General features: G+C 62.8%; 10 protein-coding genes. 9 read left to right on the forward strand and 1 reads right to left on the reverse strand.

Annotated elements, in window-relative coordinates; genetic code table 11:
- Positions 1 to 3 precede the first annotated feature (3 nt).
- The 8 genes from G542_RS0110150 (at position 4) to mdtI (ending at position 9880) form a co-directional block, all read left to right on the forward strand.
- The gene (locus G542_RS0110150; protein WP_012696868.1) at positions 4 to 1287 is read left to right on the forward strand and encodes a TRAP transporter large permease; all 1284 of its coding nucleotides are present in this window, start codon (positions 4 to 6) and stop codon (positions 1285 to 1287) included.
- Between the two features lie 164 nt (positions 1288 to 1451).
- On the forward strand, positions 1452 to 3737 hold the full coding sequence (locus G542_RS0110155) for an NADP-dependent malic enzyme (RefSeq protein ID WP_012696867.1): 2286 nt from the start codon (positions 1452 to 1454) through the stop codon (positions 3735 to 3737).
- Positions 3738 to 3807: 70 nt separating this feature from the next.
- Positions 3808 to 4053, forward strand: a complete 246-nt coding sequence (locus G542_RS0110160; RefSeq protein ID WP_012696866.1) for a PhaM family polyhydroxyalkanoate granule multifunctional regulatory protein — start codon at positions 3808 to 3810, stop codon at positions 4051 to 4053.
- Positions 4054 to 4104: 51 nt separating this feature from the next.
- On the forward strand, positions 4105 to 7548 hold the full coding sequence (gene dnaE / locus G542_RS0110165) for a DNA polymerase III subunit alpha (protein ID WP_027824032.1): 3444 nt from the start codon (positions 4105 to 4107) through the stop codon (positions 7546 to 7548).
- 113 nt (positions 7549 to 7661) lie between these two features.
- A complete protein-coding gene (locus G542_RS0110170; protein ID WP_027824033.1) occupies positions 7662 to 8549 on the forward strand; it encodes an AEC family transporter in 888 nt (295 codons plus the stop codon).
- Between the two features lie 82 nt (positions 8550 to 8631).
- Positions 8632 to 8973 carry a cysteine-rich CWC family protein gene (locus G542_RS16575; RefSeq protein WP_034985516.1) on the forward strand — a complete coding sequence of 114 codons (342 nt, stop codon included), beginning with the start codon at positions 8632 to 8634 and terminating at the stop codon, positions 8971 to 8973.
- 215 nt (positions 8974 to 9188) lie between these two features.
- Positions 9189 to 9548 (forward strand): DMT family transporter, encoded by a 360-nt coding sequence (locus tag G542_RS0110185; protein ID WP_012696860.1) that lies wholly within the window; start codon positions 9189 to 9191, stop codon positions 9546 to 9548.
- A complete protein-coding gene (mdtI, locus tag G542_RS0110190; RefSeq protein WP_155826647.1) occupies positions 9548 to 9880 on the forward strand; it encodes a multidrug/spermidine efflux SMR transporter subunit MdtI in 333 nt (110 codons plus the stop codon). Before G542_RS0110185 ends, mdtI begins: the two co-directional genes overlap by 1 nt.
- A gap of 8 nt (positions 9881 to 9888) precedes the next feature.
- Here mdtI and G542_RS0110195 read toward each other — a convergent pair whose 3' ends face one another.
- Positions 9889 to 10596 (reverse strand): MarC family protein, encoded by a 708-nt coding sequence (locus tag G542_RS0110195; RefSeq protein WP_012696859.1) that lies wholly within the window; start codon positions 10594 to 10596, stop codon positions 9889 to 9891.
- 163 nt (positions 10597 to 10759) lie between these two features.
- Here G542_RS0110195 and G542_RS0110200 point away from each other — a divergent pair, with 163 nt between their 5' ends.
- Positions 10760 to 12016, forward strand: coding sequence for a M48 family metallopeptidase (locus G542_RS0110200; protein WP_027824035.1), 1257 nt, complete (start codon positions 10760 to 10762; stop codon positions 12014 to 12016).
- Positions 12017 to 12074 lie beyond the last annotated feature (58 nt).

Here is a 12074-nt window from a genome sequence, read left to right on the forward strand (position 1 = left end):
TCCATGAGTGCACTGATCATTTTTGGACTGCTGGTCCTCCTGATGCTCACCGGCATGCCGATTTCGATTTCCCTCGGCCTGACCGTGCTGACGTTCCTGTTCACCATGACCGATGTGCCCATCGCCTCGGTGGCACTCAAGCTCTTCACCGGCATCGAGAAGTTCGAAATCATGGCGATTCCGTTCTTCATCCTCGCCGGCAACTTCCTGACCCACGGCGGCGTGGCCCGGCGCATGATCAATTTCGCCACGGCAATGGTCGGCCACTGGCACGGCGGTCTGGGCCTGGCTGGCGTGATGGCCTGCGCCCTCTTTGCTGCCGTATCGGGCTCCAGCCCGGCCACCGTGGTGGCCATCGGCTCGATCCTGCTGCCAGCCATGATCAAGCAAGGTTTCCCCGACCGCTTCGGCGCAGGCGTCATCACCACCTCCGGTGCACTGGGCATCCTGATTCCGCCTTCGATCGTGATGGTGATGTACTCGGTTGCCACCAACACGTCGGTCGGACAGCTTTTCATGGCCGGGGTGATTCCGGGCCTGATGCTGGCAGGTTTCCTTGGCTTCACCACCTGGTGGCGCGCCCGCAAGAACAACTACCCGCGCATGCCCAAGGCATCGTTCATGGAGCGCTGGAAAGCCTTCCGTGAATCGGTCTGGGGCCTGCTGCTGATCGTGGTGGTGATCGGCGGCATCTACACCGGTATTTTCACGCCGACCGAAGCCGCGGCAATGAGCGCGGTGTACGCCTTCCTGGTGGCCGTGTTCGTCTACAAGGACATGAACCTGCGGCAGATTCCGAAGATCCTGCTCGATTCGGCCAACATGTCGGCCATGCTGCTCTACATCATCACCAATGCCGTGCTGTTCTCGTTCCTGATGACCAGCGAGCAGATTCCGCAGACGATGGCGGAATGGATGGTGGGTCAGGGCATGGGACCGATCCTGTTCCTGCTGATGGTCAACGTGCTGCTGCTCCTGGCCGGCAACGTGATGGAACCGTCGTCGATCGTACTGATCTTTGCTCCGATCCTGTTCCCGATGGCCATGCATCTGGGCATTGACCCGGTGCACTTCGGCATCCTGATCGTGGTCAACATGGAAGTCGGCATGTGCCACCCGCCGGTGGGCCTGAACCTCTACGTTGCCTCGGGCATCACCAAGATGGGCATTACCGAGCTGACCAAGGCCGTCTGGCCGTGGCTGCTCACCATGCTGGTCTTCCTGGCCCTGGTGACCTACGTTCCGGCCATCTCGCTGTGGCTGCCGCGCACGCTGGGCATGATGTAAGCATCATCATTCCTGCCCTGGCGAAGCCCCGTCTGCGGGGCTTCGCTTTTTCACTCTGGTGACTGCCTCGTTGCAAAGCCATGCCCGGCAACGACTGGCGGCGCTATAATCCCCGGCTTATCGCCTATTCACGACACATAAAAAACGTCACAGGAGTTCTCCGCATGGACGAGCAATTGCGCCAGAGCGCACTCGACTATCACCGCTTCCCGACCGGTGGCAAGATCCAGGTCGCCCCGACCAAACCGCTGGCTACCCAGCGTGATCTGGCCCTGGCCTACTCGCCCGGTGTGGCAGCCGCATGTGACGCCATTGTCGAGGACCCGGCCGAAGCCAACACCCTGACGGCCCGGGGCAATCTGGTGGCCGTCATCTCCAACGGCACCGCCGTGCTGGGTCTGGGCAACATCGGTCCGCTGGCCGGCAAGCCCGTGATGGAAGGCAAGGGCGTACTCTTCAAGAAGTTCGCCGGCATTGACGTTTTCGACATCGAAGTCAACGAAAACGACCCGGACAAACTGGTTGACATCATCTGCTCGCTGGAACCGACTTTCGGCGGCATCAACCTCGAAGACATCAAGGCACCGGAGTGCTTCTACATCGAGCAGAAATGCCGTGAACGCATGGGCATTCCGGTCTTTCACGACGACCAGCACGGTACTGCCATCATCACCGGTGCCGCCGTCCTCAATGGCCTGCGCGTGGTGGGCAAGGACATCGGCAAGGTCCGCCTCGTGTGCAGTGGCGCCGGCGCGGCTGCCATCGCCTGCCTCGAGCTGTTGATCGCGCTGGGCCTCAAGCGTGAAAACGTGACTGTCTGTGACTCCAAGGGCGTGATCTTCGTCGGCCGCGACGAAAAGATGGACGAATCCAAGCGTCGCTTTGCCATTGCCGACAACGGCATGCGCGTCCTCAAGGACGCCATCGTGGATGCCGACATTTTCCTCGGCCTGTCCGGTCCGAAGCTGGTGACGCCGGAAATGGTCAAGACCATGGCTGCCCACCCGCTGATCCTTGCCCTGGCCAACCCGGAACCGGAAATCCTGCCGCCGCTGGCGAAAGAAGCCCGCCCGGACGCCATCATCTGCACCGGCCGCTCGGACTTCCCCAACCAGGTCAACAACGTCCTGTGTTTCCCGTTCATCTTCCGCGGTGCACTGGACGTCGGCGCCACCACCATCAACGAAGAGATGAAGCTCGCCTGCGTGCGCGCCATTGCCGATCTGGCCATGGCCGAGCAGAACGACGTGGTGGCCAGCGCCTATGAAAACCAGGAGCTGTCGTTCGGCCCGGAATACCTGATTCCCAAGCCGTTCGATCCGCGCCTGATCGTCAAGATCGCCCCGGCCGTCGCCCAGGCCGCCATGGAATCCGGCGTGGCTACCCGTCCGATCGAGGACATGGACGCCTACATCGAAAAGCTGCAACAGTTCGTCTACAAGACCAACCTGTTCATGAAGCCGGTGTTTGCTGCGGCCAAAAATGACAAGAAGCGCGTCGTTCTGACCGAGGGCGAGGACGAACGCATCCTGCACGCCACCCAGGAAATCGTCTCGACCGGCCTGGCGTTCCCGATCCTGATCGGCCGGCCGGCCGTGATTGAAAAGCGTATCGAAAACCTCGGCCTCAAGCTGCGTCCGGGCATCGACTTCGAACTGGTCAACAACGAGAACGACCCGCGCTTCAAGGAATACTGGACCGAATACCACCAGATCATGAAGCGCCAGGGCATCAGCGAAGAACTGGCCCGCCGTGAAGTGAGCCGCAAGACCTCGCTGATCGGTGCCCTGATGGTGCGTCGCGGTGAGGCAGATGCCATGGTGTGCGGTACTTTCGGCACCTACCACATGCACCTTGACCTGATCCGTCAGGTCATCCCGATGGAACCGGGCTGCAAGACCCTGGCCGCCGTCAACGCGCTGATGCTGCCGACCGGCAACATCTTCGTGGCCGACACCTACGTCAACGCCGATCCGACTGCCGAGCAGATCGCCGACACCACCGAAATGGCTGCCGAAGCCATGCAGCGTTTCGGCATTGCGCCGAAGGTGGCCCTGCTCTCGCACTCGAGCTTCGGCACCGGCAACAACGATTCGGCACGCAAGATGCGCACGGCTCTCGGCCTGATCCAGATGCGCCAGCCGGAACTGGAAGTCGACGGCGAAATGCAGGGCGATGCCGCCCTGGTCGAGCACATCCGCCAGCAGGCCATGCCGGACAGCCCGCTCAAGGGTTCGGCCAATCTCCTGGTCATGCCGAACGTGGAAGCCGCCAACATCAGCTACAACCTGCTGCGCGTGTCGGCCTCCGACGGCGTCACCATCGGCCCGATCCTGATGGGCCTGTCGAAGTCGGTGCACATCGTCACGCCGATCTCGTCGGTGCGCCGCATCATCAACATGGTGGCCATCGCCGCCGTGGGTGCCCAGACCGAGCCGCAGCAATCCTGACGGAATAAAATCCCGATATACTGAAAAACGGGCGGTGATACCGCCCGTTTCTTCATGTCAGGAGCCCGCCATGTCCCAGGATTTCCCTCCCAACGATCCGTTCGCCTTTTTCCGGCAGTTCTGGCAGCCCAGCAATCCGGCCTTGCAGTCATTCATGCCGGCACTTTCCGAAGAAGAGATAGAGCGCAAGCTGGTCGAACTGCGCGTGGTACAGAACTGGCTGACCATGTCGTCCGGTCTGATCGAACTGCAAATCAAGACCCTGGAAATGCAAAAAGCCGGACTGGCCAGCCTCAAGCCCCGGCAGGAAGACTGACCGGGACAAATGGTCCGGTTACAGCCGGTGACAGCCATGTAAAATGCGCGGATGAATACGCCGCGCTTCATCCATCTCCGTCTCCATAGTGAATTTTCCGTCACCGATGGCATCACCCGCATCGGTGACGCCGTCAAGCGGGCTGCGCTCGAGCGCATGCCGGCACTCGGCCTGTCCGACCTGATGAACCTCTTCGGCATGGTCAAGTTTTACAAGGCCTGCCTTGGCAAGGGCGTCAAGCCCATCGTGGCCGTCGATGCCTGGCTGGAAAACCCGGCTGACCGCGACCAGCCTTCCCGCTGCCTCCTGATCGCCATGAATACCGCCGGCTACCACAGGCTGAGCGAACTGCTGACCGATGCCTACCGCCTCAACCAGTACCGTGGCCGCGCCGAACTCCAGCGCGAATGGCTGACCCGTGAAGCCTGCGAAAACCTCATCTTCGTATCCGGTGCCCAGCATGGCGACACCGGCCAGGCCCTGCTGGCCGGCAACCTGGAACTGGCCCAGGCACTGGCGCGGGACTGGGCCCAGCGCTTTCCCGGCCGCTGCTATCTGGAAATCCAGCGCACCGGCAAACCCGAAGCCGACACCTGCACCGAACGCATGCTGTGGCTGGCCGGTGAAACCGGCTTGCCGGTCGTCGCCACGCATCCGGTCCAGTTTCTGGACCGCGACGACTTCATGGCCCACGAGGCGCGCGTGTGCATTGCCGAAGGGGAAATGCTCGGCAACCCCAAGCGGGTGCGCCATTACACCGAAGAACAGTACTTCAAGAGTACTGACGAAATGGCCGCACTGTTTGCCGACGTGCCCGAGGCACTGGAAAACAGCGTTGAAATCGCCCGCCGCTGCAATATCGAAATCCTGCTGGGCAAGAACTTCCTGCCCGACTTTCCGACGCCGGACGGCCTGTCGCTGGACGACTACCTGATCAAGCGTTCCGAAGAAGGCCTGGTCGAGCGCATGCAGGCGCTCTACCCGGATGCCGGGCAGCGCGAAGCCGAAATGCCGCGCTACCGCGAACGGCTGAAATTCGAACTCGACACCATCATCCAGATGGGCTTTCCGGGCTACTTCCTGATCGTGGCCGACTTCATCAACTGGGCCAAGGCCAACGGCTGCCCGGTCGGACCGGGCCGCGGTTCGGGCGCCGGCTCGCTGGTGGCATTCAGCATCGGCATCACCGACATCAATCCGCTCGACTATGCCCTGCTGTTCGAACGCTTCCTCAACCCCGAACGGGTGTCGATGCCTGACTTCGACATCGACTTCTGCCAGGACAACCGCTGGAGGGTGATCGAGTACGTGCGCGAACGCTACGGCGCCGACGCCGTCAGCCAGATCGCCACCTTCGGCACCATGGCGGCCAAGGCCGTGGTACGTGACGTCGGCCGGGTGCTCGACCTGCCCTACTCCTTCTGCGATGGCCTCTCCAAGCTGATTCCGGCCGCACCGGGCAAGCAGTATTCACTCGACGATGCCGTCGAGATGGAGCCCATCCTCAAGGAGCGGCTGGAAAAGGAAGAAGAAGTCTCGCAGCTGTGGGCTCTCGCCAAAAAGCTCGAAGGACTGACCCGCAACATCGGCATGCATGCCGGCGGCGTGCTGATCGCCCCGGGCAAGATCACCGACTTCTGCCCGATGTACCAGGCCAGCGGCGACGACGCTTCGCCGGTGTCCATGCTCGACAAGGGCGACGTGGAGGACGTCGGTCTGGTCAAGTTCGACTTTCTGGGCCTGCGCAACCTCACCATCATCGATCTGGCGGTCAACTACATCAAGGCACTGGACCCGGCATTCGACCTTGACCTCAACCACATGCCGTTCACCGATCCGGCCGCCTACCGCGTCCTGCAACAGGCCAACACCACCGCGGTGTTCCAGCTGGAATCGGAGGGCATGAAAAAGCTGCTGGAAAAGCTCAAGCCCGACCGCTTTGAAGACATCATCGCCGTGCTGGCCCTCTACCGGCCGGGTCCACTGGGCTCGGGCATGGTGGACGACTTCATCCTGCGCAAGGCCGGCAAGCAGGAAGTGGACTACTTCCACCCCGACCTGACCGCCTGTCTCGATCCGACCTACGGCGTGATCGTGTACCAGGAACAGGTGATGCAGATTTCGCAGATCATCGGCGGCTACACGCTGGGTGGTGCCGACATGCTGCGCCGCGCCATGGGCAAGAAAAAGCCCGAGGAAATGGCCAAGCACCGTGGCATTTTCTGTGAAGGCGCCGAGAAAAAAGGCTACCCGAAAGCACTGGCCGAGCATCTTTTCGACCTGATGGCCAAGTTCGCCGAGTACGGCTTCAACAAGTCGCACACGGCTGCCTACGCGGTGGTGAGCTACCAGACTGCCTGGCTCAAGGCACACTACCCGTCGGCCTTCATGGCCGCCACCATGTCGTCGGAACTCGACAACACCGACCAGCTGCGGGTGTTCTACGACGACAGCCTCGCCAACCAGCTGGAATTCCTGCCGCCGGACATCAACGAAAGCGTCTACCGTTTCGTGCCGGTCGACGCCAGACGCATCCGTTATGCACTGGGCGCCATCAAGGGTACCGGGCAGGCTGCCGTCGAACATATCGAGGCCGTGCGCAAGGAAGGCGGCCGGTTTGCCGACCTGTTCGATTTCTGCCGCCGTACCGACAAGCGCATCGTCAACCGCCGCACCATCGAAGCCCTGATCCGTGCCGGTGCATTCGATACGCTGGAACCCAACCGTGCCCGCCTGATCGCCAACGTCGAACTGGCCATGACCATGGCCGAGCAGGAAGCGCAGAACGCCAACCAGGGCGGGCTGTTCGACCTGCTGGACACCAGCGCAGCACCAGCCGTGGAAATGACGCAGGTCCGCCCGTGGGACGAAGCCACCCGCCTGACCGAAGAAAAAACCGCCATCGGCTTTTTCCTGTCCGGCCACCCGTTCCACGCCCACGCCGACACCGTGCGCAGGCTGGTCAAGACGCCGCTCAACCGGATCGCTCCGAAAAAGGAACCGCAATGGCTGGCCGGCACCATCATGGGCGTGCGGACCAAGGTCGGCAATCGCGGCAAGATGGCCTTCGTGCAGCTGGACGACGGCACGGCCAAGCTGGAAGTGTCGTTCTTCAGCGAGTCCTTCGATGCGGCCCGCCACAAGCTCAAGGAAGACAGCATCCTCATCGTCGAAGGCAAGGTCAGCCAGGATGACTATTCCGGCGGGTTGCGCATCATCGCCGACCAGGCGCTGGACCTGTCCGAAGCCCGTGCCCGCTTCGCCCGCTACCTGCGGCTGGCGACCCCGGCCGCCCAGCTGGATGCACCGCGCCTGAAAGCCCTGCTGGAGCCTTTCCGCTCTGCCGAAGGCTGCCCGGTGCGGCTGGATTACCGCAATGCCGCCGCCCGCTGCCAGCTCGAGCTTGACGACAGCTGGCGGGTCCGGCCGGATGACGCCTTGCTGGCCTCCCTGCGCGGCTGGCAGGGTGAACACAGCGTCAGCATCGTGTTCTGATCCGTTACACAGGGCCGGCCCTGCTGCCGGCCTCGCTGCTCCTGCGGCCCGGAGCGCCATCCGGCACCGGGCATGATTCCTGCCCAGGCAACTTCCTTTTCCCGCCCCGCCCCATGTTCGAGCGCATCGTCACCATCATCCTGCCCGTCGTCATCATGGTACTGGCCGGCTGGCTTTATGCCCGCTGGAAAAAACCCGACATGACCGTCACCAACCGCCTCAACATGGATGTCTGCGTGCCGTTGCTGGTGTTTTCCGCCATGGCAGGCAAGGATTTCGACCTTGCCCGCTGGTGGGAGCTCCTGCCGGCCGTGCTGCTGGTGATTCTGGTTTCGGGGCTGCTGGCATGGCCCCTGGCCCGACTGCTGCACATCAGCCCGCGCACCCTGTTGCCACCGGTCATGTTCAACAACTGCGGCAACATGGGCCTGCCGCTGGCCCTGCTGGCATTCGGCCCGGAGGGATTCAGCGGGTTCGTCGTGGCGTTCGTGATTTCCAACCTGCTGCACTTCACCCTGGGCGCCTACATCTTCTGCCGTACCACCCGTTTTGTCGGCCTGCTCTACAACCCCATCGTGATTGCCACGGCGCTGGGGATTGCCGTCAGCCTGCTGCACTGGCAGCTGCCGGCCGGCATCCTGATCGGGCTGAAGATGCTGGGTGACATGACCATCCCGCTGATGCTGTTCGCCCTGGGCGTACGCATGACCGACGTGAAGCTGTCGGGCTGGCGCATCGGCGTGCTGGGCGGCCTGCTGACACCTGTCACCGGCCTGGCCGGTGCGGCTGTTGCCGTCTACTGGCTGGGGCTGTCACCGATGCTGGCCGGCATTGTCTACCTCTTTGGCTCCCTGCCGCCGGCAGTCCTCAATTTCCTGATGGCCGAGCATTACCGGCAGGAGCCGGACAGCATGGCGTCCATCGTGCTGATCGGCAACCTGATGAGCATCGGTTTCGTGCCGTTCGGCCTGTGGCTGACGCTGGAAAACCTGCCGGCCTGATCCGCGGAAGGCGCAGGCAGATGGATACCCGCCGGCATGACCGCTACAATGCGCGCCCCTTTGCCTGCTGTCCCCTCATGCCATGTCCCTGCCCGCCTCTCCCTGCATCGGCCTCTGCCAGGCCGATACCACCACCGGAACCTGCACGGGCTGCCGGCGCACCCTCGACGAAATCAGCCGCTGGTCCGGCATGACCACACCGGAACGGCAGGCGGTCCTTGAGCGGCTGGCCACCAGCCGGGCCACACCGAACCGGACCTGTCCGCAATGCGGCACGGCCTTCGGTTGCGGCACGGGTGGCCGGTCTGGCGGTTGCTGGTGCCAGGACCTGCCGGCCACGCTGCCGGTGCCGGAGGCGGCCGCTTCCTGCCTGTGCCCGGACTGCCTTGGCGCACTCATCAATAATGCAGAAAACTTGACCTGAAATTCGCCCAGCCGCTACCCTTGCCGCATTGTCTTACCGTTTTGACTGCATGAATCTGCCCATTCCTGCCTGGCTGCCGCTGTCGGGCTTCATCGATGAAGAACGCGCCTGGCGCGGGGAATTGTAGCCGCACCCGAACCCATCACCGTCCATCATTTCCTGTGATCTGACGCCGGTGGTTCGTTGCGGCGAGCTTCCGGGTTCGGGAGTCTTTCATGCGTTACTGGTTGTATCTGGCCGCGGCAATCGCGGCCGAAGTCACGGGTACCAGCCTGCTCAAATGGGGCGCGGATACCGGCAATCTGCTGGGTCTGGCCGCCATGAGCGTGCTCCTGGCCTTTTCCTTCTACATGCTGTCGCTGGCCGTAGTGCGCGTGCCAGTAGGCGTGGCCTATGCCGTGTGGGAAGGCATCGGCATCATCATCATTTCCATCGTGGGCTACTGGATTTTCGACGAACGCCTGTCGCTGGCCAAAACGCTGGCCATGCTGTCGATCATCATCGGCATCACGCTGATGAAGCGCGGCACCGACGAAGGCCCGTCCTCCGATGCCCCTGCGGCCGGGAGAGCGTGATGCTGGAAACCTTCACCCTGCTGCACGCGCTGATGATCGTGCTGGCGACCATCCTCGAAGTGGGTGCCAACCTGTTCCTGAAGCTGTCCGAAGGTTTCCGGCGCAAGGGTTACGGCATCCTGTCGATCGCCATGATCCTTGCCGCGTTCTCCTGCCTGTTCGTGGCGCTGGAAGGCATTGAACTGTCGGTGGCCTATGCGGTCTGGGGCGGCTTCGGCATCCTCGCCACCGCGCTGGCGAGCTGGGCACTGTTCGGCCAGCGCATCCGCCTGCAAGGCTGGCTGGGCATGGCCATGCTGATCGTGGGCATGGTGCTGCTCAAGTTCGCCTGACCGGAACCCTAGCGGCTGCGGGGCAAGGCGCCCAGTTCGCTTTGCACCCAGCCGCTGATCAGTTCACTGATGCCGTTCCACATGATCTGCATGCCAAGGCACACCAGAATGAACGCCGACAGCCGCAGGAACACCACGGCACCGGTCGGGCCCAGATGGTGCAGCATGGTTTCGGCGTGCAGGTAACAGAAATAGATCAGGTAACACACTACGGCCACGGCCAGCAAGCTGGCCACCGGCGTCAGCGCCAGCTGCACGAAATTGTGGTTGGAGTGGAAAAAGGTCGCACCGATGGTGATCGATACCGACACCGAACCCGGCCCCACTGTCAGCGGAAACCCCAGGGGATAGAAGGCGCGCTGCTTGAGCTGGGCCTGGTCGATATGCTCGGGCTCGGGGGCATGGGTGCTGTGTTCGGCCGGGGTGTCGTTGAGCATGCGCCAGGCCGTGAAGGTCAGCAGCAAGCCGCCCCCCAGCTGCACCACCGGTAGCGACACGCCAAAAAACGACAAGAGATAAGACCCGATGAACATGCTGCCCGCCAGCAGCACGAAGCCGTAGATGGCAATGCGGCGGGCCAGGAACTGCCGCTGCTCGCGGGTATTGCGCGAAGTCAGCGACAGGAAAATCGGGATGAGGCCGGGCGGATTGATGATGGGCAGCAGGGCTGCCAGTGCAAACAGGAACTTGCCGGCAAAAAAGCTGAACAAACTCATGATGATTCTCCCCGGCCGGCGTGTGACTTGTCGTCCATTCTATGAGGGAAGCCGTCCGGCTGATCTGTCCTGAGACAAATCTCTTGCCATGCATGCCGGCCGCTGGCGGACAGTCATAGCGCGTACAATGCCTGCGCTTTCTTCATTTCCTGCCGATGCGAACATGACAGCCGAAGCCATTACCTGCCTGTTTCTGACTGCCATCAGCCTGACGCTGTTCCTGCGCCTGTGGCTGGCAGGACGCCAGCTGCAATCCGTCAGCCGCCACCGCCGCTCCGTACCGGCTGCGTTTGCCGGCCGTTTCAGCCTTGCCGACCACCAGCTGGCAGCGGACTACACGCAGGCCAAGGTGCGGCTGTCGCAGATTTCCGCCATTGTCGACACCCTGCTGTTGCTGGCGCTGACACTGGGTGGCGGCATTGCCTGGCTGCAAAGCGCGATCGGCTACTGGTTGCCGGCCGGCGACATTATCCAGGGCGTGGCACTGTTTGTGGCGGTACTGGCCATCAGCGGTGCCGTGGGTCTGCCAGCCACGCTGTATTCCACCTTTGTGATCGAGGCCCGTTTCGGCTTCAACCGCACCTCGCCAGGGCTGTTCATGCTCGACCAGATCAAGGGCATGGCCGTCGGACTGGTACTGGGCGTGCCGCTGCTGGCACTGGTGCTGTGGCTGTTTGTCGCGGCCGGAGCGCAGTGGTGGCTGTGGACCTGGCTGGTCTGGAGCGGATTTTCGCTGGCGATGATGTGGCTGTTTCCGACCGTGATCGCTCCGGTATTCAACCGTTTCGAACCCTTGCAGGACGGCGAACTGAAGCAGCGCATCGACGCCCTGCTGGCCCGTTGCGGCTTTCGCAGCAGCGGCGTGTTCGTGGTCGACGGTTCAAAGCGTTCCAGCCACGGCAATGCCTATTTCACCGGTTTTGGTGCTGCCAAGCGCATCGTGTTTTACGACACGCTGATCAGACAGCTGGACCCGGACGAGATCGAGGCGGTGCTGGCTCACGAGCTGGGCCACTTCCGCCTGCGTCATGTGGCCAAGCGCATCACCGTCACGCTGGGACTGGCCCTGGTGCTGCTGTGGATTCTGGGCGGACTGGCCATGCTGCCGGCCTTTTACGCCGGGCTCGGGGTGGCGACTCCGTCGCCGGCCACCGCCTTGTTGCTGTTCATGCTGGTGGTGCCGGTGCTGACCTTCCCGTTCACTCCGCTGGCCAGCTGGAGTTCGCGCCAGCACGAATTCGAGGCCGATGCCTTTGCCGCCGGGCACGCCAGTGCCGCCTGCCTCGTCAGCGCACTGACCAAGCTCTACCGGGACAATGCCTCCACCCTCACCCCGGACCCGCTGTATTCGGCGTTTTACGACTCGCACCCGCCGGCGGCCATCCGCATCCAGGCACTGGAAAACCTCCAGCCCGGCTGATTGCGGCTACGGTAGTAAATGCTGCTGCGGCCAGTCTGGCATGTCCGGCCGGCGCCCG

The organism is Laribacter hongkongensis DSM 14985 (assembly GCF_000423285.1).
In the GTDB taxonomy this organism is placed as follows: domain Bacteria; phylum Pseudomonadota; class Gammaproteobacteria; order Burkholderiales; family Aquaspirillaceae; genus Laribacter; species Laribacter hongkongensis.

Excerpts from the sequence above, each read along its gene's own strand:
- G542_RS0110150 (WP_012696868.1), top strand. The coding sequence starts at position 4 with ATGAGTGCACTGATCATTTTTGGACTGCTGGTCCTCCTGATGCTCACC.
- G542_RS0110200 (WP_027824035.1), top strand. The coding sequence starts at position 10,760 with ATGACAGCCGAAGCCATTACCTGCCTGTTTCTGACTGCCATCAGCCTG.
- mdtI (WP_155826647.1), top strand. The coding sequence starts at position 9,548 with ATGCTGGAAACCTTCACCCTGCTGCACGCGCTGATGATCGTGCTGGCG.
- dnaE (WP_027824032.1), top strand. The coding sequence starts at position 4,105 with ATGAATACGCCGCGCTTCATCCATCTCCGTCTCCATAGTGAATTTTCC.
- G542_RS0110155 (WP_012696867.1), top strand. The coding sequence starts at position 1,452 with ATGGACGAGCAATTGCGCCAGAGCGCACTCGACTATCACCGCTTCCCG.
- G542_RS0110195 (WP_012696859.1), bottom strand. The coding sequence starts at position 10,596 with ATGAGTTTGTTCAGCTTTTTTGCCGGCAAGTTCCTGTTTGCACTGGCA.
- G542_RS0110185 (WP_012696860.1), top strand. The coding sequence starts at position 9,189 with ATGCGTTACTGGTTGTATCTGGCCGCGGCAATCGCGGCCGAAGTCACG.
- G542_RS0110170 (WP_027824033.1), top strand. The coding sequence starts at position 7,662 with ATGTTCGAGCGCATCGTCACCATCATCCTGCCCGTCGTCATCATGGTA.
- G542_RS16575 (WP_034985516.1), top strand. The coding sequence starts at position 8,632 with ATGTCCCTGCCCGCCTCTCCCTGCATCGGCCTCTGCCAGGCCGATACC.
- G542_RS0110160 (WP_012696866.1), top strand. The coding sequence starts at position 3,808 with ATGTCCCAGGATTTCCCTCCCAACGATCCGTTCGCCTTTTTCCGGCAG.